This is a genomic window from Acinetobacter sp. JADD-222 (assembly GCF_049310645.1).
Map to the genome: position 1 here is coordinate 90,049 of NZ_JBMOWI010000005.1, position 25,946 is coordinate 115,994.

Sequence of the window (25,946 nt, forward strand, 5' to 3'; positions counted from 1 at the left end):
ATATGCCAGCCACCCAATTAAAAGATATTTTCGTTGGTGAATATTACGCGACTTTAGATCCAGTAAACTCTCCAGAAAAAACAGCAGTTTATCAATCCGGTATTGTCACTAAAAATGAAGCCTTAGATGCAATTGCCAACAACGGCCAAGGCACTTCAACTATTTCATATTGGCAAGATCTTGATGCTAATGAAGAGCCAAACACTTCTACAGATGATCCTGATCAAAAAGGTAAAGTGGGTAAAGCTACTCAAGGTAGTATGCAAGCACGAACTCTTTATCTCAACAAACCTTATGGTGTAGCAGATTTAACAACCGAGTTGGCTAATAGTGAGCCAATGCAACACATTCGTAACCGATATGGAAAGTATTGGGAGCGTCAATGGCAGCGTTACTTATTAGGTGCAGCTCGAGGAATTATTGCCTCTAACATTGCTAATAATTCTGGTGACATGGTTATTGATGCGGGAGCAACAATGACCGCTGATGCTATGCAAGATGCTGCATTTACCGCTGGTGATGCAGCAGATCAGTTTGCTGCTATTGGTGTTCATTCAGCTGTAATGAAACAGATGGTGAAGAAAGACCTTATCCAGTATATCCAAGATTCACAAGGTCGAATCATTTTAACAACCTATCTTGGCAAACCAATCTTCATGGATGATGGCCTTACCTATGGTTCTAAGCAATATCTAACGATGTTCTTTGGTACCGGTGCGTTTGGCTATGGTGAAGGAACTCCAGCTAATCCTGTTGGCTTGCAACGTGATGAGCTTGGTGGTAACGGTGGTGGTTCAGAAACTATTGTTGAACGTAAAACTTATATTTTACAACCTGCTGGTTTTTCTTGGGAAGGCGAAAAGGATCCAAATAAAACACCAACAATTGGCCAATATTCGGACGGCTCAAATTGGAAACGAGTGTTCGACCGTAAACTTGTCCCATTTGCTGCAGTTATTTCTGGCACACCTTAATAAACATGGCGACTTCGGTCGCCTTTGTTTTTGGAGATAAAAATGAAAGTCATTTATACAAATACAATTCCTGAAAATCGTGAACACAATGCATGTTATCGGACTTCATTTTTAGGAGTTATTGGAGAAGCTTCATTTGTACATGTAGATGATGATTTTCCTAATGCAGATGAAATTCGTAATGCATATTCACATTTAAACGGGTCAGTAGAACCAAATTTTAATGTAGGCTCGCTTGTTCCTGTTGAGCAATTTGATGCTGTGGTGGCGAAATTAACAGAATCAGAACAAGCAATATTGTCTGCTGAGGAACAGCTTGCAACTGTGAAGGGCGAATTTATTGCTTTTCAAAATGATCCTGAAGCGATGAAAGCACGTATTGCTGAACTTGAATCAGGTGAAGGTGGTCAAACACCTGAAAATGACCAAAAACCAAGTGATACTCAACCACAACCAATTAACTATGCTGGTCTAAAAGTAGATGAGCTTCGAGCTGTACTAACTGAAAAAGGCATTGCATTTGAAGCAGGTGCTAAAAAAGATGAACTTTTAGCATTAATTCCAAAGGAATAATCCATGAGCTTTATCACTGAACAAGAAGCGATAGAACATGTTGAAGGCTTTGATGCTTTATCTGCTAGTGATAAGGCTCAATACCTTCAGATGTCAGAAGCTTATCTACTAGCACGTAACGTTAGGCCTTATGAAGATGCTACCCAAGTACCTGAACCTTTAAAAACGGCCTCCTATCAAATCATCAAGGGCATTATGAAAGGTGATCTATATCAAGGGCAAGAACAGGCACTAAAACGTAAGAAAGTCAAAGCTGATACGGTTGAGACCGAAAAGGAATATCAGGACGGATCAGTAAAGCTTAGTGCAATCGAGCAATTCATTCTTGATTTGATAAAACCGTATTGCAAACGGAAATCCGTCTTTTTTGTCAGGAAAATCTAATGGGCTTACGTGACGAAATTCAGGCAGACATTGCTGAAGCATTTAATGATGATTTAGCAGATGCCGTTCATACCTTTACATGTGAGCGCATCTCAAAAACTAATTGGGATCCTAAAACTGAAACTTCTATTGAGGTTAAAGAAAACTATTCTGGTCGTGGCGTTCTGTTTGGCTCATACAGTCAATATGAGATCCAAACGCTTGGAGTACTGGCTACGGATAAAAAGGCGACCGTGCTTCAAAATGAAGTGTCTTTAACTCCAAAAATTGATGATGAATGGTTAACAACCTTAGGCTCATTCCGCGTTATTCATATCCAGCAGGATCCAGCTAGCACAATATGGAAATGTCAGTTGAGGAAGGTTTAAATACTTGATCTAATATCCTTCTAAAATAGGGGGATATATGGCCAGTAGAAAATTAGAAGATAAAATTAAACGAGTATGTTATTTCGTTGGTGGTGGAGTAATAGGCTATTTGTTAATTAGTTTTATTATTTTAAGTTCATTTCCATGGAATCATTATTTACTTGATAAAAAGCAAGCATACGATGTTTTAAAAGATGCATTCACAATAGGTGCAGCATTTCTTGCTCCAATTGCAGCATTTGTTTTATTCAATGACTGGAGAGAACAACATGTAGCTGTGAAAAATGAGAAATTGAGTGAGGAGATATTAAGAATAGTAACTAATGATTTTTTATCATTTTATAACCTTAACCCCAGATTAAAAGCAGATGTAGAAAAGTTTAATGAACAGCAAATGCAATTCCATAGAGATGTAGCAAATCTCTTCTTAAAGGTAGATGAAATTGATGCAGTAGATGATCAAGCTATAAGTTTTAAGGAAAATATTAAGAAGTTAGATGGTGATTTTTTGGGTTTGTATCTGAGTTTATTTAAACAAATTGAAATTGTAATTGAATATGATGCAATTGCTGAATTTTTAGATACAGAATCACTCTCTAGAAAAGAAGAATTAAAAACTGATTTGGATAAATACGCAAAAGAAAATGAAATCCACTATACAAGAATTATGGAAGTATTTAGAAAACTTAAACCGTTACAAGTTTCATCATGATTCCCACTTCGGTGGGTTTTTTATTGGAGTAATTATGACTTGGACTGCACATGAGGTCTATGACAGCTTTCAGGTTGTACCTGATGATGATTTAAAACCTCATTCATTTTTTCACTGCGAATGCCATCCCGAATATGTGGATGGCATTTTTATTCATAATGCATTTGATGGCAGAGAGGCAACTGAAATGCCTTTGCTAAGTTAAAAGGTAGACCATGGTTAGCACAGATTACGTACCTTTATGGCATATCTCACCTTTCCAACATGTTCAATACACGCTTGCCAGAAATCAGCTTCACATGGATTTGTTATTCGAGGACATGAATAACGTTGATAAGTTCTTGTCTGTTGAAAGTGCAGCCGCTCAAGTTGATTTCTATTCCGATGGTTCTTATGCAGTTGTTCAGTTGGGCGATACTTCAGAAAGGAAATTAATAGAGATATATGGTTTGCTTTTACATGAAGCTGTACATGTTTGGCAGAAGGTTAAGAAGTTAATGGGAGAAAAAGAGCCTAGTTCAGAATTTGAAGCATATTCAATTCAAGCGATCGCTCAGGATCTCTTTAAGATGTATGAGGAAAGCGAGGTTAAAAGTCATGGGGTGGAAGGGGAAAAAGCCGACTAGTTTTAGTCTTGATGTGTCTAAAGCAGCAGAAGCACATGTAAAGAATATTGTCATGGATACCGTGCAATCCTTAGTTAATTTAAGTCCTGTTGATACTGGAGCATACCGTGCTTCACATATTGTTTCGGTTGGATCCGCTGATTACGGTGTACGTGAACCTGAAACAAACGCCGTGCAGGATGCCGCTATTCAAGCTGTAAAGATTAAATTGGGTAATTTGGTCTATATCCAGAACAATAAAGCTTATGCACCCCGCTTAGAAAACGGCTGGTCTGATCAAGCACCACAAGGTATTTATGGCCTCACGTTTAACTTTATTTCTCAAAAGTACGGTGGTTAAGATGGCAATGACTTTAGAGCAAACAAGGCAAGCTATTATTGATCGCATGCAAAGCTTTAGAGGTATTACTCAAGACAGAATCCAGTATCCAAATTTACCAGGCTTTACGGTGCCTAAGGAAGGTTTGTGGTGTCGCTTAACGATTGCAGGCGGTCCAAGTTTTATTTCAGGTATTGCAGATAAGCCATGTACTCGCCGTACCGGTAATATTATGATTCAATGCTTTGCACGTCCCAATTCAGGAATAATCGAAATCACAAAACTGAGTGATGCATTACTTGCCCATTTTGAATATTTCACAATCGAACACTTAGAATGTTTGAATGGTCAATCCATCTATGCGGGTAAAGATGCTGATTTCATTCAGTATAATGTGAGCATTGGGTTTAAGGTAAATTAATATGTCATGTATGCTGACTTTAGAAGAAATCGAAATTAAACGGCAAGAGCTGGAGCGACATCTTGAAGATGTTATGGCTGTTGAACTGAAGAAGTGGCAAAGCGAAAACAAGCTATGTGTTTCTGATGTGAATATACGTTTGGCCAATGTTAATAGTCTTGGTGGAACTAAACATAATGTAGTTACTGGAGTAAGTGTTGATCTAGATAATGGGCCTTAAAATTCTTTAATTATTTGACCGCTAATAAGCGGTTTTTTTATGTCTATAGGAATCATTTATGAGCAATTTTGTATTTAAGCGTGGTGACACTTTCAACTTGAATTTGCAGCTGGTTGATATGGATGAAACCCTGCAATTTCCACCGGATGACGTGCGCCGTGCAATTGATCTAACCGGTTATACATTTACTTCTCAGGTTAAAGCTTTGGCTGATGGTGCTGCTGTGGCTACTTTGACTTGCGCAGCATTAAATCAGAGCACACAGAAGGGATGGCTGAATATTAAATCTAGTGCAAGCACTGCAACTTGGCCCTTAGGTCTGTGTCAGATGGATATTAAAGCGGTTGTAAGTGGTACTACACAGCACACTGAAACTTTGACTTTCCAAGTGATTGATGGGGTAACAGCATAATGGCAAATCTTGTTTTTAAATTTAGTTGGGATCATCGGCCATTCCCATATAACGCTTCGCAGGGAAAACGGCAGTTTATGCTGCCATTTGCCTCGGGTATTCCAAACTTAAATCCACAGCTTTCTCAAGTTCAAGGTGCAGGTACAGCTGCTGCAGCCAATATTGGGAGTGCTGATGGAAATGTGATCGGAGTAACAGGTATTCTTGTTAATTGTCAGGGAGCGCAGCGGTTAGATTTAGGTACATCAGCAAGCTCCTCTGCCACTGCTATAGAAATGGGTTCAACGTCAGTAGCGGGCAATACTTTTATTGATTTTCACACATCTGGAGCTCCTACTGATTACGATGTTCGGTTGCTTGCTACGGGCGGTGATACGGCTAATGCGGGAGCGGGCATTTTAAATGTGACAGCAAATACAACTATCTTTAATAGTAAGCTTCGCTCTTTACCAACATTTAATCAGGTTACAGCTGGAAATGAGGCTGCAAACCTTTTTATTTCTGCTGGTGGCGATATTTATCGTACTGGTAAAACTTACAATAATTTTGGTCTAGGATTAAACACTCTACAGGCTACGAATAGTATTGATTTAAATACTGCAAACTTACCGAGTGGTATTTATTCTGGGCAAACTTGGACGAACTCAGGCACTACTTCTCAGTGGCAAACAGTACTGCAATTAAATCTAGCATCTGATGGTCCTAATTATCAGACACAAATTTCGTTCGATGGTAATGGAGTAGACACTAAATTAATTTCTCCTTCAATTCGTCGTAAATTAGGGGGAGCATGGAGTTCTTGGTATAAATTTTGGACACAGTCAAATACTACCGTAGATGCAAATGGGTTTATTAAGTCATCTTCACCAATCGTTAAGTTATTTGCTGACTCAATAGAATTAAATGACCAAGCAAGAAAACAGCCGGTTGAATTTGAAAAAATTGATGTAGGTAATTATCTTCTAAAAGGTTCTTTGGGTTTTGCTCAAGAAGGTTGGTACATTGAGTTACCCAAAGATGCCAACGGTAATACAGTGGTTGCCGTAGAGTATTCAACTCTAGAAAATGGCGACATTTCAATTAAGACCTATAAGCGTAAATTTGATTTTGAGCTTGCTGCAGTTGTTGCTGATCATGAAAATCCAATGGATATTCCATTAACCCGTTGGATCGATATTCGATTACATGAAGAACCTGAGCCAGATTCCGAAATTATTCCAACAGAGACTCCTATAGACTTTCAACCAACAAATTTATCCGAGGCTGTAGCTGCAGCCATGAATGGTGTGGAACCGCCAGAAATCTCGGATACAGACGAAACACTTTAATGACCCGCTATTTCAGCGGGTTTTTTATTGCCTAAATTTTGGAGAACCATAAATGAGTTCAGGCGCAAAAATTCGATTATATGCTTGTGAAGAAGCAGTATTAGGGACGACTCCAGCAAATCCAATTTGGTACACCGTTCGAAGAGTAACAGATGGCTTATCAGAAAACGTATCTACTGAAGAAAGCAGCGAAGTAGTGGATTCACGCTATCGACAAGGCGGGGTAGTTACTGAAGCCGAAGTGGCAGGGCAGTTAGAGTTTGAACTATCTCTTGGAACATTTGACTTATTCTTAAGTGCTTTAGCCTTTAATAACTGGGCGACAAACAGCTTAACAATTGGCGGTACTGTTCGAAAATCATTAACGTTAGTTAAAGTTTTTGAAGATATTGGGCAGGTGTTTATTTACCGTGGAGTTCAGGTCAATTCTGGTGAAATTACTATCCAGACTACAGGAAAGATCACTGGTAACTTTGGTCTTGTAGGTAGCTCATTTACTAGACAGCAAGTCAACCCTGTTGTAAATCCGGTTGCAGCTTCAACACGTCCACTGGTCAGTATGCCAAACGTGGAAAACTTGCTTGTAAACGGCCAGTCAATTCAGGGTAAAGCGTGTCTACAGTCTCTTACCATTTCTATCAATAACAACCTTGAAGCAATCCGTTGTATCGGTTCGGGTAAGTACACACCAGAGTTCTATATTGAAAAGATGATGGATATTGAGGCGAATGCTTCTTTCATGTTCTCGTCAACTTCAGCAGGGTGGATTGATGCCATTAAAACCCGAGATGTGTTTACATTGACCTTTGATATTAAAGACAGCAAAGGCAGTAAATATTCGTTTAACTTCCCGCAACTGGAAGTCATGGAAGCCAATCACCCAGATGGCGGTGGTGACGACATTATTACTGTAGACATCAACTTTGCCCAAGTCCGTACAGCGCCAACGATTGTGCGTGCTCTTGTTTAATCAGCTCATTCAGTAACAAAGCCTATGGAATCCCATGGGCTTTTTTATTTCTAAAATTTCAGAGGTTGTTATGGCTTTAAAAGTCGGAATTATTAAAAGCTCGGACGTATCAAAATGGTGTGAATACAAGGGGGTTGATGGCGAAGTACAGGCAGAGTTCAAAGTCCGTGGTATCGCTTATAAGCCTTTTCAGGTAGCCATTGAACGAGCAGGTAACCAGATCTCGTCTAAGGGCTACGATGTAATGGTCAAAGATGAAGATGCCAAGCTTTATCACGAGTTGTTAATGGATGCATGTGCTGCCCATTTAATAGAAGACTGGAAGGGTGTGGTATTTGCCGAAATCGTAGACGGTAAAACTGTTGAGTCTGAAAAGCCCTATACACCTGAGAATGCCTCAAAGCTTCTTAATCTTGGTGATATTGGTATTTCAATCTGGCTATTCATTAAAGAACAGGCCCAGAAGATTCAGGAAGACGCAGACAAGGACAAGGCTTTAATTCTGGGAAAGTCATCGAGCTCTACAAATATCAAAAAACGTATGCGTCGAAAACGCCGCACGAAATCGAGCAAATCAAGTTCTTAGGTGGCCGTATTCCGGATCCGCCAGAATATTCGCATGCGGCTGACTCTATTTTTTCGGCATTTAGTACTATTGCCAGATCCAGACGGTATGAGCAGGGCATCCCGTTATCTTTAGATCAGCAGGCAATCAATGTCTATGCAGAGCATAATGATTTACCAGTAGCTGCTCATATCTTTAATGACTGTATTTTTGCATTGGATAACTTGTTTTTAGATGAAGCCCATAAAAAAATAAATTCCAAGTCCTCAAAAAAGTAACCCTAGAGTTATTTACATATAATAACTCTAGGGTTATTATTATCTCATCAAGTTAATAAGGGATTGGTGTGAAAAGTCTGGATTTAATCAAAATGATTGAAGCAGATGGTTGGTATGAGGTTAGGGTTTCAGGAAGTCATCATCACTTTAAACACCCAACCAAAAAGGGGTTAGTTACAATCCCACATCCTAAAAAGGATTTACCAAACGGAACTGTTAAAAGCATTTTGAAACAAGCGGGTCTAAATTGACCCGCTGTTTCCCGACTTTAAATACTATATCCCTTACAACTAATCATAACGCAGTGGGCGATATGTTTATGCCAAGGGCATGGAGTGTTGAGATGTTATATCCAATTGCAATTGAACGAGGATCAGATACTGAGGCATTTGGTGTCACTGTTCCTGATATTCCAGGTTGTTTTAGTGCTGGTGACACACTTGAAGAAGCTATTGAGAATGTTAAAGAAGCTATTTCAGGCCATTTAGAAATATTGGCTGAAGATGGTGAGGAAATCCCATTAGCTTCCGAACTAGTTAAATTTGTCGATGATCCTGAATATAAAGGAATGATCTGGGCGGTTACCGAAGTTGATGTTAGTCGTTATCTGGGTAAACCAGAAAAAATCAATGTTACTTTACCAAGCCGTTTGATTCGTAAAATTGATGAGAATGTAGGTAAAGGTAAGAGATATACTACTCGATCGGCTTTCTTGGCTGCTGGTGCTGAAAAACTTTTACATGCATAGCCTGATTTAAAAGACCACCTTCGGGTGGTTTTCCTTTATGTGACATTTAGTAACCAGTTTGTTAAAGTTAGTACACTTTATAACAAACGGTGAAATTCATGAAAAAAATATTGGCTGCGGGTTTAATTGGTCTTGGGTTGGTGGGGTGCGCTACTCCAGCCTATAATTATCAAGCTATACCTAAAAATATAAGCAAACCGCCAATTGGATCAGTTAATAAAGCATTTGTAGGGGATCAAATGCTTGAACAGGGAATGGTGGTTGATCGTGAAGTTCTAAACGTCCCTGAAAATATTAAAATTAGTTTTGCTTATTCACTTACTTCAGGCATTTACTTAAAAACAGGCAAAAATGAAAAAGGGCAATATTTTCAGCCATTCAACACTGTCAGTGGTGGGGGGATGGTTCAGAAAAACCCTTTAGCTGACCCATTTAAAGTAGTTATGTTAGATACTGAAGGTAAGCTCTGTGTAGTAACAGTATTTAATGCAAAAAACTGTACTGATAAACATCAAGCTACTATGAAGACAGTAGCAATTGCATCAGATAATTCCTTCCAACAAACATTAATTTATAGTGGAAAATTTGGAAATAAAATTAATGTCGGGTACCGTGAATTCTCAAGTAATCAAGCACGTCCTGCATTCAATAATGATGTTGAATATGATTTAAGCCAATCTAAGCAAATAGGTTATAAAGGTGCTTTATTGGAAGTAATTGATGCCACTAATCAAGATATTACTTACAAAGTTTTGAAGAACTTTAACAAGGTAGATTAAGATGAGTGCACCACAATATAAACCAATGAGAGAAAGTGAAGTTTGTAATGCTATCGGGTGGGTGTTAATAGCTCTCGGCTTTATCGCAGGTTTTTTATTTATTCTTGCATTTGGTCGAATTGAAGTAGCTTCTTACTATGGTAAAGAAACGGTTTGGTCTGGAGTTATGATAGCAACAGGAATCGGAATTATATTTAATGGATTCCTTGCAGGCTACTTATTTCAAAAAGTAGCTAGTATTCTTCGTTACCATGAGAATAAATAATATCTTGTATAAAAAGCACCCTAGGGTGCTTTTTAAAATTGGTTTAACTACCCTGCTTGGTAATTATATTTAACTTAAAAAGAACTACCCACTCATTGAGTGGGTTTTTTATTGCCTAGAGGAAAGTAAAATGGCACAAGAATCCCGTTTGGTCATTGTTATTGATTCGCAAAATGCTGAACGTAATGCGCGTAATCTAGGCAATGAACTTGTTAGCATTGAACGTAAAGGTGAATTTGCATCTAAGTCTATGGACAGCTTGTCTGTAGCCACCAGAGCTTTAGCTGGACACATGGCTGGTTTATTAACAGTAGGTTCAGCCATTTCAAAGATGGATACATATACTGGATTACAAAATCGCCTTAAGTTAGTCACTAACAATCAAGCTGAGTTAAACAAGGCTACGGAAGACACTTTCCGAATTGCTCAAAAAACCTATTCAGCTTGGGATTCTGTGTTACAGGTATATCAACGTTTTAGTGATAATGCTAAAACACTGAATTTAACTATGGATGACACTGCTCGACTAACTGAAACAGTATCAAAAGCAGTTGCGATCAGTGGTGCAAGTGCAGAAGCAGCTGATGCAGCTTTAGTTCAATTCGGGCAGGCTTTGGCAAGCGGTACATTACGTGGTGAAGAACTCAACTCAGTTATGGAACAAACACCAGCTCTAGCAAAGGCTATTGCTAAAGGTATGGGGATCACCGTAGGAGAGTTGCGTTCAGTTGCGGCTGAAGGAAAAATTACTTCACAAGAAATTGTAAAAGCGCTTAGAAATGTAGAATCTGATGTTGATGCTCTTTTTGCTAAAACAGATATCACAATCGGGCAGTCTCTCACACTCCTAAACAACGAGATCACAAAATTTGTTGGCGAAGCAGGTAAGGGAAGTGGTGCGGCACAGGTATTAGCTGGATCAGTTCAAACTCTTGCAAGTAATTTAGATTTAATTGCTGATGGGGCTTTGGTCGTTGGTATTGGTTATATAACTCGTGCAATTTTGATTAAGAGCGCTGCTATTAAAGAGGGAATGGCTTCAACTTTAGCGAGCCGCCAAGCATCTGTATTAAATGCTCAAGCAGAATATGCAGAAGCTACCGCTGCTTTGAATGCAGCAAAAGCTCATCTCGCGAATGTGCGAGCAACAAATGCAGAAACCCAAGCTAAATTTGGAGCAACTGCGGCAGCAACTCGATACGCACAAGCACAGGCAGCAGTAACTGCTGCTACAAATGCACAAACTGCTGCGCAAACACGCCTCTCAGCAGCTTCTTCTTTAGTTGGTAGTATTGGTAGCCGAGCATTAGGACTTATCGGGGGTCCAATTGGAGCAATTACCTTAGGTGTATCCGCTCTGGCTGCAACTTACACTTATTTTAAAGGTAAGGCAGAAGAAGCGAATAGAACTCTCGCTGAACAAGCCGAAGTGGCTAACCGTACTGCTGAAGAATTAAAAGGCTTAAAAGGTGAGGCAAAAACCAAAGCTATTAATGACTTAACAACGGCTTTTAAAGCTCAAAATGAGGAGTTGAAAAAAACAGAAATGGCTGTTGGTTCAGCTTTAATTGATATTCAAAACTACGGTAAAGGTAATGTTGAACTTACAAGGATTTCTAATGAAGCTCGATTGGGCACGATTAGCTACAAGGAGGCTATGGAGCAACTTGCAAAGCAGAAGTTACCCCCAAGCCTAAGAGATGCATTAAAGGAGCAAATCGACAAATATAATGAAGCTTATGAAAAGGCTGATAAGACCAAAACAGCCATTAAATTGTTTGGTATTGAAGTTACCTTAACGGGTAATAAAGCCCAAAATGCAGCAATTGAGCAACAGAAGCATGCTGATGCTATCAAGAATACAAAACAGGCTGCAGATGAGGCTCAAAAGTCCTTACAGAAATTGTATGCAGATAAATTGTGGGATACGCAATTTGTCGAGATAGTAATGAAAAAAGGTTTTTCTGAGTCTCAGGCTAATGATTTACTGAAGCTTTATAAAGATTCATTAGCTAAGGGTCTTAAGGCAGCAGACCGAGAGGCTATGAAAGCATTAACGGATACTTGGAAAGCAGAAGAATCAATCAAAGCCATCACGGATGCTAGAACTGATTCTATACGTGAGCAAAACAAGGAGCTTAAAAATCAGCAAAAAGTACTAAGTGTAAATGCGAAAGTCCTAGCGAATGCTTCAAAATTCGGCTTTGCAGATCTAGAGTCTAAATACAAACTTCCATCAGGAACATTATCCGCGATTCATATGATCGAATCGAAAGGTAATGCAAAAGCCTATAACAAAGAAACCGGGGCGACTGGTGGATTTCAGTTTCTCGAAGGTACTGCCAAGCAATATGGCGTAAAAGACCGCACTGATTTAGCACAGTCTGCTGAAGGTGCGGCTAAGTACATGTCTTATCTTTTGAAGCTTTTTAAAGGTGATTTAGAAAAGGCTGTACGTGCATACCATGCAGGTGAAGGCAATGTAATGAAGGGTAAAGGTATTGGTAAAAATAATAATCAATACTGGAAAGACTATCAAAGTTATATGGCTGGTATTAATGGCTATTCTGCTGGCGATATTTCATCAAAAGACTTTGATAAGCTTATTCAAGATACAACTAAAATGGCTGAGGAGCAGGCAAAACTTCGCCTTCAGTTAGAGAATGAGGTTGCTAATCAAGTAACAAAGATTAGGAATGATCTGGCCAAAAAACTTGAGGATGTTGATAAAGCTAACCTTAGCCCAGAACGCAAGGCCGAAATTAAAGCAGAACTTCAAGCACGTGCAGATAATGATATTGCTATTGCTGAGCAAGCTACAAAGACTAAGCTTGATTCATTCCGAGACTACACAAAGACGGAAGAGCAAATATTAAAAGATAGCTATGCCAAGCGTCAGTTTGAGGCCGAGCATGACCTAGATTTAACTAAAGATCAGCGTAAAGAGGCTGTTGATCTATTAGCTCAACAATTAAAGCAAGAACTTGGGTTAATGCAATTAGCTCAGGAACAGCGTTTATTTCAGGCACGTTTATCATTGCTTTCGGAAACGCAAGCCATGCAGGAACGTTACAGACTCGAACGGGAGGAAATTCTTAAGAATACCAAGCTTTCTATAGAAGAGCGGCAAAAGCTAATCGCATTATCTAAAGCCAATCAGGATAAAGAGACACGCGATAAAGTGAATAACGCTGTTCAAAACTGGGGTGGTATCCAAGCCGATATGAATGGTGCTGGCGAGTTTTTCAGACAGGATCAGGAACGTTTTAGCCGTTTAAATGCTGCAAATGATTTAGCAGATAGTCAATTTGCTGCTACCGACCTGAATGAGCAAAACTCTTTAGATGGTTTGAACGCTCAATTCGAAGCAGGGCTAATTAAGCAGCAGGATTACGAAAATCAAAAAACAGCTATCATTCAAGCTGCTCAAGATCAACGTAATCAGATTGCCACCGAATATGCAAAGAATGCTCAGGATATTGAAGATAAGTATCAGCAAGACCGCTTGAACACTCAAATTGCATTTGGTGGCCAAATGATGGGTTCTCTTACATCTATGTTTGGTTCAATGTTTGGAGAGCAATCTAAAGCTTACAAAATCATGTTCGCTGCAGATAAAGCTTATGCGATTGCAGCTGCGGGTATTGCGATTCAGCAAAATATTGCAGCAGCTTCAAAAGCTGGTTTTCCTCTTAACATTCCATTAATTGCTGGAGCTGTTGCACAGGGTGCAAGCATCATTGCAAACATCCGGGCAATCAAAGATCAAGGTTTTGCGGAAGGTGGTTATACAGGTCGAGGTGGGAAATATCAGCCTGCTGGTATTGTCCATAAAGGAGAGGTGGTCTGGTCCCAAGAAGATATTAAACGCTGGGGGGGAGTTGGTTTAGTTGAGAAAATGCGTAAGAGTGCAAACCCTGAAGCTTTTCTCAATAACAATGCCTCAGCTGATAGTGTCATGCGCCGTGCAATGATGAGCTCTAATGCCTTTATAGAAAGCCAAAAGCAAGCTGACATCTTTAATCAATCGGTTCAAGATACTCAGATTATCTATAAAGTTAATAGAGACACACCTAAGTTGGCGTCTTCGGCAAATTCTGACTTATTCCATGATGGCAAGGTCTACTTCTCATCTAATGGTTTAGTTCAGAATCGTTCAAATCTGGATGATGTTCAGGATTTTACTTTAGGACGTATTTCACGCCCTCAAGCTGAGATGATGCCTTCAATTGAACCTTCTACACCGACAATCAATTTCAAAATTGAAGTGATTAATCAGGTGAGTGGGGCGACAGTTGAAGCCGAACAACTGGACGAGCAAACAGTCCGGATCATTGTTACAGATGAACTGGATAAGCAGCTTCCAAGAAAGGTACCGAAACTTGTAAGTGACCAAATTGGTAATCCAAACTCAACTATTAGTCGGTCTTTGACTGAGAATACGACAGCAAGACGGAATCGATAGTTTTAGATTCCCCCTTATAGAAGGAAGAGATGTTAATGGAATGTAACTAAAACATTTTAAAGATAACGGTATAAGGAGGAAAAATTAAAGTTGCACTTATAGAAGAGAGAAATGTTAATGGAGCGTAACAGATACCTTTTAAAGTAACAGGTATAAGGAGAGATAAATTTAACATTGTACTTATAGAGTGGAGTGGAAAGTTAATGGAAGGTAATAGCTAATTTTTAAAGAGGTGGGTATAAGGAGGATAATTTAACGCTACCCTTATAGAAGGGCAAGAGCTGTTGACACCTTAAACCTACATCTACTTCTAAAACCCATTGACAGCCAATATTATGAAATGACCACCTTCGGGTGGTTTTTTTATGTCTGTATGCGGAAAAACCGCATGAGGATAAACAGGTTGGAAATTTATAAAGTTCCAAAAAGCAAAAACCCCAGTGTTGGCGCACTGAGGTTTTCAATTCAACTCAACCGATCAAAGTTAAGAGGAGAAATCTCTATATGACAAATCATACATCAAAATCACATTTAAAGGTAGATGGAAAAATGAGCGAATCTGGTGCTGATTATGTAGGTAAGATCCAAAGTTATGCATTACTTATTATTGCAATCTCAGTTTTGATAAGTGCTTTAGGAGGCGTTGCATGGCTATTATTAAAATAAATCAATTTGAATATTAAGAACCGACCTAATTAAAGGTCGGTTTTTTATTGCCTGAAGGAAAGTTATGTACAAGTTAAAGCTAAATCCCCAGACCAGCGGCTATGGCGTAACACCAGGTGATGATGTGAAACGTCAGCAGATGGATGGCGGACGTGGTCGCTATTACATCGATGTAAAACGTAATAGCCACATTGTTGATGTGAACTGGAATTTAAGTAAAACCGATTTCAATAAAATGATGGCCTTCTGGCGGATCTATCAGAATAAGCCAGCTTCATTTTATGCGGATCTGGTGATTGATCAGGGAGCACGTCAGCAATATCTATGCAATTTCATTCCAAACTCGTTCAAGACCAATGAAGTGAATGGCAACCTTTACCGGGTAAATGCACAGCTCGAAGTTGTTCAAAACCAGCCTAACCTTATCGCTGATCAGGCACTTATCAAAGATTGGGAGGTCTAATGGATAACGAATATGCCAAATTCTTTTTCAATCGAAAAGTAGATGTTTATCAACTGGAATGTATTGAACTATCACACCCTTCTTTTATGAATACTTACCGGGTGGTCCGTAATGATGATCGCGGGGTGTATGTTCAGCACAATGAAGGCGCGGGGCAAGTATTTTACGAATACCTACCAATGACAATTCAAAGATCCGGAATGCTCGGTGATCTGGACCAGACTTTGACCGTTTCAATATCTGGGCTTGGTGATATTTTGCCGGATGAGTTTGAACGGGTAATTGAGGGGCAATATTCTAATGTAAAGCCGACCGTAAATTACCGCCTTTATAGTTCAGATAACTTGAATACACCAATGTTTTATCTACTAGGTCTACAACTCTCCAGTGTTGCCATGAATCATAAAGCTGTGACATTCAAGGCTGAATCACCACGATTAAATACTGCGAAGACTGGAGATATCTTTGCACTGGATCGTTTTAGTGGTTTGAAGGGGGCTATATGAAGAGTCACGATCATTTGCTCGATAAGCAATATGACGAGGAATACTACAACTGTGTTCACTTCGCGCATGAAGCTGCAATGGATCTATATGATATTGATCGAGGAGAGGCGCTTGAGTTTTTTATGAAGCCCGTCAAAGAGAAGGTATTTCTGCCATCAAGATTGAAGTTACTAAATCCATTGCCTATGCCTAAGGAAGGCTGCATAGTCGCCTTTCACTCTAGATACCGAAACAAGCCCCCACATGTGGGGCTTTTTCGTTTGGGGCGTATTTTGCATTTGCAGGAATCAGGCGTTTCATGGATGCCAATTCAAGTCGTTCAAGCATTTGGATTTAATCGTGTGAGTTTCTATGATTAAGATTATTTATAAACAAGACCCTTTATCCGAAGACAAAACAATTGAACACGCCGAAACTTTGGGTCAATGGCTTACTTCAAAATATGACCATATGCCTGAGCATGTCCGTATTTTTCATACCACAAGCAATATGGATCATGCAGAAATTTCATTTGCGAATGAAGTCACGCCGAAGAATGCATATGAATTAAAGCAGCTCGATTTCTTGCCAGGCACTTTCATTGTAATTGAGAATCCCAAGGGTATGGACCCCATAACTCTAGCTTGGATAGTGGTTGCCTCTATAGTTATGGGTGTGGCTGTTGCATTATTAATGCCAGTACCATCAATTACCCAAACCAACCAGAATAACAATCAATCCTCGTCTGCAAATAACGAATTATCAAACCGTGAAAATAAAACTCGCGTAAATGGTCGTATCGCAGATATTTATGGTGCCGCTCACGATACCCCTGATCTGATTACTGTGCCTTACAAGGTATATGAAAACAATGTCGAAGTAGAGCATGTTGTTGGTTGTATTGGTCGTGGTCACTATAAAATTAACGGTGCATATGACGGTGAAACCAACATTGTTGATATTGCCGGTGCATCGGTAGAAGTCTATCGACCGGGTGTCGATATTGTCTCGGGTGAGCCATATTTTTCGCTTGGTACCGAAATTACCACGCCGCCACTAACGGTTCAGCATCAAAACTCGGTGAATGGCCAGATCTTGCGTCCGGCAGATACTCAAAGCTTGGAAGGTACCAACTATCTTCTTTTTGCATATCCAAATGAGATCTTGCGTGCATCTGCAAACAATACGGATTTAACCACTAAGTTTGTTAGTAATGACCGGGTAGAAATCACAAATGCTTCGTTTACTTTTAACGGCCAGACTTATGATTTAAACGGTACATATAGCGTTCTATCGGTAGCTGATGACCGTATGGCATTGTCTAATCCGGCTGCGGTAAACTCCAACTGGTTAAAGCTTAAAGAGTTAAGTAACCAACAAACAACAGCTTTATCACCAAAGATAAGTTCAATAGGTGAAAAGTGGATTGGTCCTTTCATTCTGGACAATGTTGAACGTAGCCGGGTGCTGTGTAATTTTGTGGCCACAAATGGACTTTATACCGTTTCAGCAGGTGGAAATCAGGGTGCTGTAAACGTCACGATTGAAGTTGAGGTAACACCGGTAAATGAATCTGGTGCAGCCATTGGCAATCCAATGCTGAAGCAGATCATTCTAAAGGGTTCAGCAAAGTCACGTCAGACAGTTGGTGCAACGCTGGATATGGTGACTTTTCAGGGTCGCTGTAGTGTCCGTGCACGCCGTTTAACTCCAACACCGGCAGTTACCACTGTTGTTGATGAAGTAAAGTGGCAGGCGCTTTACGGTGCTTATCCTTTGCAAAGTACAGTGTATGAGCATGAAACGGTTTTTCGTGCGCGTACTTATGCAACCACTGGAGCTTTATCTGTTAAGTCCCGCAAGATCAATTTTGATCTCCAGCGAATGTTGCCGACTTATAAAAACGGGGCAATGACAACAGAGCTATATCCAACGTCTAGCTTTGCTGATGCACTAGTCTCAATGGCACTGGATGAGAAGATTGGTCGCCGTACGATTGATGAGATTGATCTGGAAAACATCTATCGCACATATAACGATGTAGTTGATTATTTTGGTACACCACTTGCGGCTGAGTTCTGTACTACGATTGATGATACAAACCTGTCTTTTGAAGAGCTGGTCACCAATCTTTGTGATGCCGTGTTTTGTACTGCATATCGGCAAAATAATAAGCTCAAGCTTTATTTTGAACGTCCAACTGATAACTCGGTAATGCTGTTTAACTTCAGGAATATCATTCCGGATAGTTACAAGCATGACCTGACCTTTGGCGTGATGGATGACTACGACGGACTGATCTATGAATACACGGATCCGACCGACGATAGTCGTATCAATATCTATCTACCGGATAAAGGGGCCAAGAACCCCAAAGAGGTGAAATCTGTAGGTGTGCGTAACAAGTGGCAAGCTCATTTTAATGCGTACCGGCTTTGGAACAAGCTTCGCTTCCAGCGCAAATCCATTACCTTTGATGCGGCACCAGAATCAGAATTACTGGTTTTACGTGACCGGATTGCTGTAGCGGATTATCGCAATGGTATTCATCAAAGCGGCGAGGTGGTACAGCAAGAAGGTTTAATTCTTACATTGAGTCATGATGTTGATTTCATAGCTGGCAAGAGTTATGTGATTTATCTGCAAATGGGAGATGGCAGCGTTGATCTAATTCCTGTTACTGCTGGATCAGCTAAGAATAAGATGATCTTAGGACGTTTGCCAAACGGTGCACTCAAACTAAGTTCTGATGATTTTGTTAATACCATTTATACGGTTGTTAATGATGATACAAAGGATTCATTACCTTATCTGGTTGCTAAGAAAGATCCGGTTGATAAGTTCTCAAATACGATTACTGCAGTCAATTACGATGTGCGTTATTACCTCAACGATAAAGACTTTATTGACGTGCCAGTTGATGATTCACCGATTTACATTCGATATGACCAGTTAGATATTAATCTTGCACGTCTATATCAGATGCAAAGAGGTGATTTGCCAACAACTGGTGAAATTAGCTTTATTGTTGAAGCTGGTGCTTTGGTTTCGAGTTCTAGTTCTCTTAGACCTGAAACACGAATGGTTTATAAATTTGATTATGACAGACAGAACCTTGAATTTATTGTTCCTGCTGCACCTGAGTTACCAGCGATTGATACTGGAGAGTTTCCTTCTGGTCTTACCGTAAATCTTACGATCAAAGGTTCTGTTGTAGGGCGCGGTGGCGATGGAGGGTTACCACATTTAGCATATGCAGGACTATCAAATGACCCAGATTACAACTTTGCTAAAGCCCGCCGTGATGGGTTTCAGGGCGCACCGGGTTTAATGAACCGGCATAGTAAATTGAACCTGATCATAGATGGCGGAACATTGGCTCGGGGGGGCTCAGGTGGTGGGGCTACACCAAGTGGTATTTACACGGGGCTGAATTATGGAGTTCAAGGTGTTCCTGGTGGAGCTGGAGCACCGTTTGGTCGAGTTATGACTGGACAGCCAATCTACAATGATACTCAGGACTGGCGTTGGTATCTCGAAGGGGGTTATTTATTGGTTGTTAAAGTTACAGATGCTGAAGCTGAGATTCCAGGTAAGGGATATAGAACTCCTAATGATGGTCGTTATGTATCACCTTTATCTGGTGATGGAGGAGGCTGGGGCCAACGTGGTACTAAGTCTACCAATGATGGGACATGGAACTGGCAATATCATGGTACAACTGAAGGCCAACCAGGAGCGGGTGGTACCGCAATTGTTGGAGTAGCACCACTAACGACACAATTGATAAATGGAGGGAAAATCTTACAAACCCTTTAATACTTTGAAAGAACTTAGAGCACCCAAAAGGGTGCTTTTTTATTGCCCAAGATCTGGAGGAAGGCATGCATGAACGATCAAACAAATAGTGTTGTAGAAGCAGCTGCAAGTACGGCTGCCGCGACTGCAACAAAATTCACTTATGGCTATGTAGTAGGAGGCAGCTTGATCGGTGTAATAGGCAAAATTGATTGGGCCGTTGTCTTTTCAATCTTAATCGGTATAGCAACCTACCTAACAAATCTTTATTTCAAAAAACGAGATGAGAAGCGTAAGGACGAGATTCATAAGCTTCAAACAAAGCAATACGAGCTGACTAAAAAACGTTTAAAAGGTGATGGTGATGAGTAGTGAAAACACCCGGACATATTTGGCATACATGGTAATTGCTATGTCATTCCTCTGTGTTCTTGGCTTGTTCTTTATTGAATATCCAGACAAAAACCGTGATTTATTAAACGTGTCACTAGGCACGTTGCTTGGGTTATCAAGTGCTGTGATTGCCTTCTATTTTGGATCTACCAATAAACAAAAGAAAGAAACTGAAGATTCAAATCATCAGTAACTATTCAACCTTAAATACCGCCTTCGGGCGGTTTTTTATTATCTGAGGAAAATTGAAATGAACATCGAACAATATCTTGAAGAACTAATCAAGCGTGAAGGTGGTTATGTAAATAACCCTGCTGATCGAGGTGGTGCAACTAAATACGGTATTACTGAAGCAGTTGCTCGAGCAAACGGATTTAAAGGAAACATGAAAGATTTGCCGCTTGATGTCGCCAAGTCTATTTATCGCAAAAACTATTGGACAGCTCCGCGTTTTGATCAGGTGAATACCGTTTCTTCAGTGGTAGCGGAGGAGTTATTAGACACAGGAGTAAATTGTGGTACCGGCTTTGCAAAACCTCTTTTACAGCGTGCACTAAACTTATTGAATAACCAGGGTAAAGCAGGTTGGCCAGATCTTACGGTCGACGGAATTTATGGACCTGCTACATTAAATGCTCTTAAAATTTATATTGCCAAACGTGGAAAAGATGGCGAGAAAGTATTAGTGCGAGTTCTTAATATCATGCAAGGCCAGCGCTACATTGAAATTTGTGAGCGCAATCCCACGCAAGAGCAATTCTTTTATGGTTGGATCCGTAATCGGATTTCATAGTATGAAAGTGTACCAGCGCAAACGGTCAAAACTTGCTTGGGTAATTGGTTTGCTGTGCATTCTGCTATCAGGCTGCACAGCTCATACAATTAATAGTAAGGTTAATATTAGAATTTGCGTAAAAGCCCTTTAATAGGACTTTCATAATATCGATATTGAAAATACTAAATCGAAGAAAAATATCTTCTTTTATTTAAAATAAATACAATTTTCTATAAAATAGTCTTTTTGAAGATTTAAAGTTATATGAATAAATTTAATTACTTAGACCAATTAATTGCAAATTGTGAAGAAGCAAAAAAAGCTTTTCCTAGTCGCGAAATAACTATAGACAATATAGCTGATATAGAAAAAGTTAAGGATTTTAAGTCTGCGATATATATTATCCGAGAAATTGGAGGTAATCCCTTAAAAACATTTAATGATTTTATCTCCTTTAGAGAGGAGGAGGGGCTAAAAGGTGAAAATCGAATGAGGTGTGCAAAGCCAAATAGTCCTTCAGAAATCTTATACGTAGGTTCCTCGATAAACGATCTAATAAATCGTTTAAGAGAACATACAACAAAAGTGAGTAGTTTAAAAACTTATGCTTTGAGATTAAATAACTGGTTTAAAGGAGAATATCAAATTCATATTAAAGAATATGATGTCAGTAGAGATATTCTTCAATTGATTGAAGATAATCTAGCTTATGAGCTAAAACCAGCTTTTGGAAAAAGAGGACCAAATGGTAAATATAGTTAACGTTAAGTTTTCGCTAGCTGTATATTCTAATGTTAGGATGTACAGCACATACGATCAACAGTAATGTGAATGTAGGAATTTGTGTGAAAGCCCTCTGAGGAGAGCTTTTACAATTTATGCATTTTTTACATTACCTAACTGATTATTTTTACTAAAATAAATACATATTAAAATAGCAACTAATATTACTCCTGATGCTGCAAAACGGCTTAAGTCTAAACCTCCAGCGGAAAGGGGCTTATCTAGAAAGTCTCCAACTACAGCACCCAAAGGACGAGTTAAAATAAAAGTGCTCCAGAATAAAAATGTTCGTGAAACAGAAGTGAATTTATACAAAAACACCATCAATAAAATGAGTGCTGAGAAAAGAGCAATCCCGCCACTATAGCCTAATCCAATCGTATCTGCTGACCAGTCACCAAGAGCTGTACCCAAAGTTTGGCTAAAGGTAATTGTTAACCAATAAAAGACTTCTGATTTAGGTTTATTAACGGTATGAGGGGAGACGCTGCCTTCAACTTTATACCAACCCAATAATGAGAAGATGACTAAGCCGAGGAGTAAGCTACTTCCTCCACTATAACCAATACCTAAAGATCGAGTGACAAAGTCTGCTAATGTTGTACCAACAGTTGTACTCGCAATAATGGTAAACCAATATAAATATGGTTTATAACTTTTTGCCTTAATTTGACAGATCAATAAGATAATAAAAACTATGGCAAAAATAAAAGTACTAGTTAAATACCCAAGTTTCAATGACATTGAAAAACTATCTCCGCCAGTTTCACCAAAAGTAGTTGCGAAGATTTTAGTAATCCAGAATAGAAGGGTAACTTGGGGGACTTTAGTTACATACTCACTCATTTCATGACTTGAATTATTCATCTAAGAGTCTCAAATGATAAATTTATCAAACAATAAATTTTTAAAATTAAGATGAGCTTAAAGATTTGTTTTTAATAATATAGCTTTGTATTCTTATTGGCTACTAAGCTCATTTTTTAATTTCTATTTAAGTTTTACTAGCTAAGATTTCGAGTTTTTAATATTTAGTGGTTTTTAAATGCTAGTAAATTTTTTAAAATTCAAAGAGATATGTAATAATATTACACTATTAAATTTTAATTTGCTTTTATCTATCTGGCTAGTTTTATTTCTGAATATAGGTTTTTTTAAAAAAATCCATCAACTTACACCTTATAATGGTATTAAGTCAGTTCTTTTCTTAGGGGCGACATTAGTTATTTTAATAGCGGCATATAATTTAATTTTTCAATTAATAAATTGGAAATGGACTGCCAAAATCTTTGCAATTTTATTGATATTTATTGGTGGTTTTAGCTCTTATTTTGTAAATACATTGGGTGTCATTATTTCACCCGACCAAATTCAAAATATGGTGCAGACCGATGTTTCGGAAGTTACCGATCTAATCTCTTTACGCTTTGTTTTATGGACAGTTTTTTTTGTTATTTTGCCCATTTTTTTAATTACTCAAGTTAAATTTAAACAAGAAAAAGCATCACGGTTGTTATTGAAGAAAGTATTCTCACTGGTAGCTTCATTTGCAGTGGTCGGTGTTTTACTTTTTACTTACTATGTCGATTTCGCTGCAATATTTCGTGAGCATCGTGATTTAAAAGGGATGATTTCACCGCAAAATAGTATTTCATCGCTTATGTCTTACTATCATAAGAAGGCTCCGAAGAAAAATCTGCCTCTTGTGATATATGGACAAGATGCTCATCAAGTTCAGCAAGTACAAAAGAACCTCCCTAAGTTAATGATACTTGTTGTCGGTGAAACGGCACGTGCCGAAAGTTTCTCTCTAAATGGGTATGCAAAAAATACGAATCCGGAGCTTTCTAAACAAGATATTTTCAACTTTTCGCAAGTGAGCTCATGCGGTACGGCGACAGCCGTTTCTGTGCCATGTATGTTCTCGGGTATGCCACGTGTAGATTATGATGAGCAATTAGCTAGTCACCGCGAAGGTTTATTAGATATTGCAAAACGTGCGGGTTACCAAGTGACTTGGATTGATAATAACTCGGGTTGTAAAGGTGTATGTGATCGCGTTGAACAATACCAGATTCCAGAAAACTTAAAGAAAAAATGGTGTAAAGATGGCGAATGTTATGATGACATTCTCATTGACAGCTTAAAGCAGTATTTGGCTACTATTGCCAAAGATGATGATCGTCCGCGTTTGATTGTTCTGCATCAAGTGGGTAGTCATGGACCTGCATATTACAAGCGTGCACCTGAGGCATATCAACCTTTTAAACCGACTTGTGATACTAATGCGATACAGGGCTGTTCGCATACTGAATTGCTAAATAGTTATGATAATACAATTGTATATACAGACCATGTATTAAGCCAAATGATTAATACTCTAAAAGAAATATCAAAGTATCAGACAGGTTTATGGTATTTATCTGATCATGGCGAATCAACCGGAGAACATGGTTTATATTTACATGGTTCACCTTATGCAATCGCACCGAGCCAACAAACACATGTACCAATGATTATGTGGTTCTCTGAAAGTTGGAAACAACATAATCTTGCTCAAGTGAATTGTTTAAGCCAAAAAACTAAACAAAAGTTAAGTCAGGATAATTTATTCCCAAGTTTGTTAAGTTTGCTGGATGTAAAAACTAAGGTAGTAAATAACAAACTTGATATGTTGAGCCAATGTAAATAAATATATTTTTAATTTATATAAAACGAAGCAAAATAGACTTGTTTCGTTTTATAAAATGTATTGGTTCGTAATTAGCACACATTTTAAGATCCCTCTAAAATTATTTAATAAACCTTCGTCAGCTATGCATCAAACTTACAACAATATAATTATTCTTAAAACCCAAAGACCACCCAGATTCTTTATAGAAAGGTTCACCATATTTAATTGTATGCTCGATATAAAAGTAAACCCAATATTTCATTTCTTAATTCTCAATTATTTAGTAAGTAATTTAATTTTTTCTAACCATTTTGCATATGCTTCAGTTTGCTGGGGTAGGTACTCATAATAATCATATGTGCCTTGTTCGCCAGACATTACATGGCCAATCATGAGTTGAGCCACATCACGCGATGTAAATGCACTGAAGTTAGTTCGTGCTGTTCTTCGTAGGTCATGAAGGGACCAATGCTTCATAAAATAGTCATGATGTCTTCTTAGGCGCTCCATTAAATAACCAGGCAATGAATTAGATGATCCATGACTCATCGGAGTTTCTTCACTATCATTTGTTAAGAAGTACTCACATGAGCTATAGTCGAAAGCTTCGACAATTAATCCCTCCATTTCAGGCAAAATAGGGCGAATAATTTCACGGCCAGTTTTCTTACCAGTCTTGTTGTTGATTACTGGTACGATCCAGACTTTTCTATTTAAATCAAAATCAGTCTTTTTAGCTTTTCTGAGTTCGCCATTTCTACAACCAAACATTAAACATAGTTTTAAGAAAATTTTGTTTTTAGGCAAAATGTTTGATTCTTCAATAGCCAGCCATACCATTTTAATTTCTTCATCCGAAAGAAATCTGGTACCTCTATTTCTTTCAATTCCTAGATCTTCTTTAGCATAGATATCGGATAAGACATTCACTTCAAGCAATTGTCTTTTTTTAGACCATTTTAGAACCTGTTTTGCATTCGTTAATACCCGATCTGCGATCGAAGGTACATCATCAGCTAATTCTTCAAGTAAGGCCAACCATTGTTGCAGAGTAATGCGGTCAACTGGTAAATCACCAATTTCAGGGATGACATGTTGTTCAAAGGTGTTTTTAATTTGCTGTGCAGAAGTCTTTTTCTTTAGACAATAACTTTCATACCAGTCATTAAAGACATCTTCAAATGTGCTTGCATCGATGTATTTTTGCTGCTGTACACGAACCTCAACTTTAGGATTCATTCCCTTATCTAATAGTGAACGCATTTCACTAGCTTTTATACGTGCATCTTTGAGAGAGATATGAGGGTAGGTACCAAGGTCTAAACGTTCGGCTTTTCCAGCAAAACGGTACCGAAGCTGAAAAACAATTTTACCTTTAGGTGAGACTCTGACACTCATTGAGTCTCGATCTGCTATTTCTTCAACCTTATCACGTGCCTTGCCGTTATTAGCTTTCAGCCACACCTCAGTTAAAGCCATAGTCCACCTGTGTACATAATTTT

31 protein-coding genes are annotated in these 25,946 nt (G+C 38.8%); 29 read left to right on the plus strand and 2 right to left on the minus strand.

The window, feature by feature from the left end; genetic code table 11:
• Window positions 1-2: 2 nt before the first annotated feature.
• The 28 genes from ACO6UW_RS06555 (at window position 3) to ACO6UW_RS06690 (ending at window position 21,749) form a co-directional block, all read left to right on the plus strand.
• On the plus strand, window positions 3-974 hold the full coding sequence (locus tag ACO6UW_RS06555; protein ID WP_002121495.1) for a hypothetical protein: 972 nt from the start codon (window positions 3-5) through the stop codon (window positions 972-974).
• Window positions 975-1,235: 261 nt separating this feature from the next.
• A complete protein-coding gene (locus ACO6UW_RS06560) occupies window positions 1,236-1,547 on the plus strand; it encodes a HeH/LEM domain-containing protein (RefSeq protein WP_005802754.1) in 312 nt (103 codons plus the stop codon).
• Window positions 1,548-1,550: 3 nt separating this feature from the next.
• Window positions 1,551-1,931 carry a hypothetical protein gene (locus ACO6UW_RS06565; protein WP_002121501.1) on the plus strand — a complete coding sequence of 127 codons (381 nt, stop codon included), beginning with the start codon at window positions 1,551-1,553 and terminating at the stop codon, window positions 1,929-1,931.
• Window positions 1,931-2,299, plus strand: a complete 369-nt coding sequence (locus ACO6UW_RS06570) for a hypothetical protein (RefSeq protein WP_023187965.1) — start codon at window positions 1,931-1,933, stop codon at window positions 2,297-2,299. The genes ACO6UW_RS06565 and ACO6UW_RS06570 overlap by 1 nt, the downstream gene beginning before the upstream one ends.
• Before the next feature lie 37 nt (window positions 2,300-2,336).
• A complete protein-coding gene (locus ACO6UW_RS06575) occupies window positions 2,337-3,011 on the plus strand; it encodes a hypothetical protein (RefSeq protein WP_000168342.1) in 675 nt (224 codons plus the stop codon).
• 34 nt (window positions 3,012-3,045) lie between these two features.
• Complete coding sequence (locus ACO6UW_RS06580; RefSeq protein ID WP_000220307.1) at window positions 3,046-3,216, plus strand: hypothetical protein; 171 nt, start codon at window positions 3,046-3,048, stop codon at window positions 3,214-3,216.
• A gap of 10 nt (window positions 3,217-3,226) precedes the next feature.
• On the plus strand, window positions 3,227-3,637 hold the full coding sequence (locus ACO6UW_RS06585) for a hypothetical protein (protein ID WP_005135681.1): 411 nt from the start codon (window positions 3,227-3,229) through the stop codon (window positions 3,635-3,637).
• Complete coding sequence (locus ACO6UW_RS06590; protein WP_005135680.1) at window positions 3,609-3,977, plus strand: hypothetical protein; 369 nt, start codon at window positions 3,609-3,611, stop codon at window positions 3,975-3,977. Before ACO6UW_RS06585 ends, ACO6UW_RS06590 begins: the two co-directional genes overlap by 29 nt.
• A gap of 1 nt (window position 3,978) precedes the next feature.
• Window positions 3,979-4,377, plus strand: a complete 399-nt coding sequence (locus ACO6UW_RS06595) for a phage tail terminator-like protein (RefSeq protein WP_042791476.1) — start codon at window positions 3,979-3,981, stop codon at window positions 4,375-4,377.
• Between the two features lies 1 nt (window position 4,378).
• On the plus strand, window positions 4,379-4,597 hold the full coding sequence (locus ACO6UW_RS06600; RefSeq protein WP_042791475.1) for a hypothetical protein: 219 nt from the start codon (window positions 4,379-4,381) through the stop codon (window positions 4,595-4,597).
• 58 nt (window positions 4,598-4,655) lie between these two features.
• On the plus strand, window positions 4,656-5,009 hold the full coding sequence (locus ACO6UW_RS06605; RefSeq protein WP_032023388.1) for a hypothetical protein: 354 nt from the start codon (window positions 4,656-4,658) through the stop codon (window positions 5,007-5,009).
• Complete coding sequence (locus tag ACO6UW_RS06610) at window positions 5,009-6,337, plus strand: hypothetical protein (protein WP_348891847.1); 1,329 nt, start codon at window positions 5,009-5,011, stop codon at window positions 6,335-6,337. Before ACO6UW_RS06605 ends, ACO6UW_RS06610 begins: the two co-directional genes overlap by 1 nt.
• 52 nt (window positions 6,338-6,389) lie before the next feature.
• On the plus strand, window positions 6,390-7,307 hold the full coding sequence (locus ACO6UW_RS06615) for a phage tail tube protein (RefSeq protein ID WP_002121543.1): 918 nt from the start codon (window positions 6,390-6,392) through the stop codon (window positions 7,305-7,307).
• Between the two features lie 70 nt (window positions 7,308-7,377).
• Entirely contained in the window at window positions 7,378-7,893 is a 516-nt protein-coding gene (locus ACO6UW_RS06620) for a hypothetical protein (RefSeq protein ID WP_025464105.1), read from the plus strand.
• A 325-nt stretch (window positions 7,894-8,218) separates the two neighbouring features.
• Window positions 8,219-8,401 carry a type II toxin-antitoxin system HicA family toxin gene (locus ACO6UW_RS06625; RefSeq protein WP_000838146.1) on the plus strand — a complete coding sequence of 61 codons (183 nt, stop codon included), beginning with the start codon at window positions 8,219-8,221 and terminating at the stop codon, window positions 8,399-8,401.
• Window positions 8,402-8,493: 92 nt separating this feature from the next.
• Window positions 8,494-8,898 carry a type II toxin-antitoxin system HicB family antitoxin gene (locus ACO6UW_RS06630; protein ID WP_000966688.1) on the plus strand — a complete coding sequence of 135 codons (405 nt, stop codon included), beginning with the start codon at window positions 8,494-8,496 and terminating at the stop codon, window positions 8,896-8,898.
• Window positions 8,899-8,996: 98 nt separating this feature from the next.
• Window positions 8,997-9,677, plus strand: coding sequence for a hypothetical protein (locus tag ACO6UW_RS06635; protein WP_000721572.1), 681 nt, complete (start codon window positions 8,997-8,999; stop codon window positions 9,675-9,677).
• Between the two features lies 1 nt (window position 9,678).
• Complete coding sequence (locus tag ACO6UW_RS06640) at window positions 9,679-9,942, plus strand: hypothetical protein (RefSeq protein ID WP_001275792.1); 264 nt, start codon at window positions 9,679-9,681, stop codon at window positions 9,940-9,942.
• Window positions 9,943-10,072: 130 nt separating this feature from the next.
• Window positions 10,073-14,407, plus strand: coding sequence for a tape measure protein (locus ACO6UW_RS06645; RefSeq protein ID WP_348891846.1), 4,335 nt, complete (start codon window positions 10,073-10,075; stop codon window positions 14,405-14,407).
• A 504-nt stretch (window positions 14,408-14,911) separates the two neighbouring features.
• Window positions 14,912-15,073 (plus strand): hypothetical protein, encoded by a 162-nt coding sequence (locus tag ACO6UW_RS06650; RefSeq protein WP_002121607.1) that lies wholly within the window; start codon window positions 14,912-14,914, stop codon window positions 15,071-15,073.
• 64 nt (window positions 15,074-15,137) lie between these two features.
• Complete coding sequence (locus tag ACO6UW_RS06655; RefSeq protein WP_004793699.1) at window positions 15,138-15,536, plus strand: hypothetical protein; 399 nt, start codon at window positions 15,138-15,140, stop codon at window positions 15,534-15,536.
• A complete protein-coding gene (locus tag ACO6UW_RS06660; protein WP_000368392.1) occupies window positions 15,536-16,042 on the plus strand; it encodes a DUF1833 family protein in 507 nt (168 codons plus the stop codon). The genes ACO6UW_RS06655 and ACO6UW_RS06660 overlap by 1 nt, the downstream gene beginning before the upstream one ends.
• Entirely contained in the window at window positions 16,039-16,401 is a 363-nt protein-coding gene (locus ACO6UW_RS06665) for a hypothetical protein (protein WP_000835157.1), read from the plus strand. Before ACO6UW_RS06660 ends, ACO6UW_RS06665 begins: the two co-directional genes overlap by 4 nt.
• Window positions 16,394-19,840, plus strand: a complete 3,447-nt coding sequence (locus ACO6UW_RS06670; protein ID WP_348891845.1) for a host specificity factor TipJ family phage tail protein — start codon at window positions 16,394-16,396, stop codon at window positions 19,838-19,840. Before ACO6UW_RS06665 ends, ACO6UW_RS06670 begins: the two co-directional genes overlap by 8 nt.
• A 69-nt stretch (window positions 19,841-19,909) precedes the next feature.
• Window positions 19,910-20,191: a phage holin gene (locus ACO6UW_RS06675; RefSeq protein WP_032052310.1), complete on the plus strand. Its 282-nt coding sequence runs from the start codon at window positions 19,910-19,912 to the stop codon at window positions 20,189-20,191.
• Complete coding sequence (locus tag ACO6UW_RS06680) at window positions 20,184-20,405, plus strand: hypothetical protein (RefSeq protein ID WP_032052311.1); 222 nt, start codon at window positions 20,184-20,186, stop codon at window positions 20,403-20,405. The genes ACO6UW_RS06675 and ACO6UW_RS06680 overlap by 8 nt, the downstream gene beginning before the upstream one ends.
• 57 nt (window positions 20,406-20,462) lie before the next feature.
• The gene (locus ACO6UW_RS06685; RefSeq protein ID WP_068551114.1) at window positions 20,463-21,005 is read left to right on the plus strand and encodes a glycoside hydrolase family 108 protein; all 543 of its coding nucleotides are present in this window, start codon (window positions 20,463-20,465) and stop codon (window positions 21,003-21,005) included.
• Window positions 21,006-21,251: 246 nt separating this feature from the next.
• Window positions 21,252-21,749 (plus strand): hypothetical protein, encoded by a 498-nt coding sequence (locus tag ACO6UW_RS06690; protein WP_068551113.1) that lies wholly within the window; start codon window positions 21,252-21,254, stop codon window positions 21,747-21,749.
• Window positions 21,750-21,863: 114 nt separating this feature from the next.
• On the opposite strand, the gene ACO6UW_RS06695 is transcribed toward ACO6UW_RS06690, so the two are convergent.
• A complete protein-coding gene (locus tag ACO6UW_RS06695) occupies window positions 21,864-22,637 on the minus strand; it encodes a hypothetical protein (RefSeq protein WP_068551112.1) in 774 nt (257 codons plus the stop codon).
• Between the two features lie 178 nt (window positions 22,638-22,815).
• Between ACO6UW_RS06695 and ACO6UW_RS06700 the strand changes: the two genes are divergently transcribed.
• Entirely contained in the window at window positions 22,816-24,462 is a 1,647-nt protein-coding gene (locus tag ACO6UW_RS06700) for a phosphoethanolamine--lipid A transferase (RefSeq protein WP_348891843.1), read from the plus strand.
• A gap of 258 nt (window positions 24,463-24,720) precedes the next feature.
• On the opposite strand, the gene ACO6UW_RS06705 is transcribed toward ACO6UW_RS06700, so the two are convergent.
• On the minus strand, window positions 24,721-25,923 hold the full coding sequence (locus tag ACO6UW_RS06705; protein WP_068551110.1) for a tyrosine-type recombinase/integrase: 1,203 nt from the start codon (window positions 25,921-25,923) through the stop codon (window positions 24,721-24,723).
• Window positions 25,924-25,946 lie beyond the last annotated feature (23 nt).

Coding starts and splice junctions, on each gene's coding strand:
- ACO6UW_RS06590 (WP_005135680.1), top strand. CDS start 3,609: ATGGGGTGGAAGGGGAAAAAGCCGACTAGTTTTAGTCTTGATGTGTCT.
- ACO6UW_RS06680 (WP_032052311.1), top strand. CDS start 20,184: ATGAGTAGTGAAAACACCCGGACATATTTGGCATACATGGTAATTGCT.
- ACO6UW_RS06685 (WP_068551114.1), top strand. CDS start 20,463: ATGAACATCGAACAATATCTTGAAGAACTAATCAAGCGTGAAGGTGGT.
- ACO6UW_RS06630 (WP_000966688.1), top strand. CDS start 8,494: ATGTTATATCCAATTGCAATTGAACGAGGATCAGATACTGAGGCATTT.
- ACO6UW_RS06635 (WP_000721572.1), top strand. CDS start 8,997: ATGAAAAAAATATTGGCTGCGGGTTTAATTGGTCTTGGGTTGGTGGGG.
- ACO6UW_RS06570 (WP_023187965.1), top strand. CDS start 1,931: ATGGGCTTACGTGACGAAATTCAGGCAGACATTGCTGAAGCATTTAAT.
- ACO6UW_RS06695 (WP_068551112.1), bottom strand. CDS start 22,637: ATGAATAATTCAAGTCATGAAATGAGTGAGTATGTAACTAAAGTCCCC.
- ACO6UW_RS06645 (WP_348891846.1), top strand. CDS start 10,073: ATGGCACAAGAATCCCGTTTGGTCATTGTTATTGATTCGCAAAATGCT.
- ACO6UW_RS06575 (WP_000168342.1), top strand. CDS start 2,337: ATGGCCAGTAGAAAATTAGAAGATAAAATTAAACGAGTATGTTATTTC.
- ACO6UW_RS06690 (WP_068551113.1), top strand. CDS start 21,252: ATGAATAAATTTAATTACTTAGACCAATTAATTGCAAATTGTGAAGAA.
- ACO6UW_RS06700 (WP_348891843.1), top strand. CDS start 22,816: ATGCTAGTAAATTTTTTAAAATTCAAAGAGATATGTAATAATATTACA.
- ACO6UW_RS06705 (WP_068551110.1), bottom strand. CDS start 25,923: ATGGCTTTAACTGAGGTGTGGCTGAAAGCTAATAACGGCAAGGCACGT.
- ACO6UW_RS06660 (WP_000368392.1), top strand. CDS start 15,536: ATGGATAACGAATATGCCAAATTCTTTTTCAATCGAAAAGTAGATGTT.
- ACO6UW_RS06675 (WP_032052310.1), top strand. CDS start 19,910: ATGAACGATCAAACAAATAGTGTTGTAGAAGCAGCTGCAAGTACGGCT.
- ACO6UW_RS06585 (WP_005135681.1), top strand. CDS start 3,227: ATGGTTAGCACAGATTACGTACCTTTATGGCATATCTCACCTTTCCAA.
- ACO6UW_RS06655 (WP_004793699.1), top strand. CDS start 15,138: ATGTACAAGTTAAAGCTAAATCCCCAGACCAGCGGCTATGGCGTAACA.
- ACO6UW_RS06620 (WP_025464105.1), top strand. CDS start 7,378: ATGGCTTTAAAAGTCGGAATTATTAAAAGCTCGGACGTATCAAAATGG.
- ACO6UW_RS06565 (WP_002121501.1), top strand. CDS start 1,551: ATGAGCTTTATCACTGAACAAGAAGCGATAGAACATGTTGAAGGCTTT.
- ACO6UW_RS06610 (WP_348891847.1), top strand. CDS start 5,009: ATGGCAAATCTTGTTTTTAAATTTAGTTGGGATCATCGGCCATTCCCA.
- ACO6UW_RS06605 (WP_032023388.1), top strand. CDS start 4,656: ATGAGCAATTTTGTATTTAAGCGTGGTGACACTTTCAACTTGAATTTG.
- ACO6UW_RS06650 (WP_002121607.1), top strand. CDS start 14,912: ATGACAAATCATACATCAAAATCACATTTAAAGGTAGATGGAAAAATG.
- ACO6UW_RS06665 (WP_000835157.1), top strand. CDS start 16,039: ATGAAGAGTCACGATCATTTGCTCGATAAGCAATATGACGAGGAATAC.
- ACO6UW_RS06640 (WP_001275792.1), top strand. CDS start 9,679: ATGAGTGCACCACAATATAAACCAATGAGAGAAAGTGAAGTTTGTAAT.
- ACO6UW_RS06555 (WP_002121495.1), top strand. CDS start 3: ATGCCAGCCACCCAATTAAAAGATATTTTCGTTGGTGAATATTACGCG.
- ACO6UW_RS06615 (WP_002121543.1), top strand. CDS start 6,390: ATGAGTTCAGGCGCAAAAATTCGATTATATGCTTGTGAAGAAGCAGTA.
- ACO6UW_RS06580 (WP_000220307.1), top strand. CDS start 3,046: ATGACTTGGACTGCACATGAGGTCTATGACAGCTTTCAGGTTGTACCT.
- ACO6UW_RS06600 (WP_042791475.1), top strand. CDS start 4,379: ATGTCATGTATGCTGACTTTAGAAGAAATCGAAATTAAACGGCAAGAG.
- ACO6UW_RS06595 (WP_042791476.1), top strand. CDS start 3,979: ATGGCAATGACTTTAGAGCAAACAAGGCAAGCTATTATTGATCGCATG.
- ACO6UW_RS06670 (WP_348891845.1), top strand. CDS start 16,394: ATGATTAAGATTATTTATAAACAAGACCCTTTATCCGAAGACAAAACA.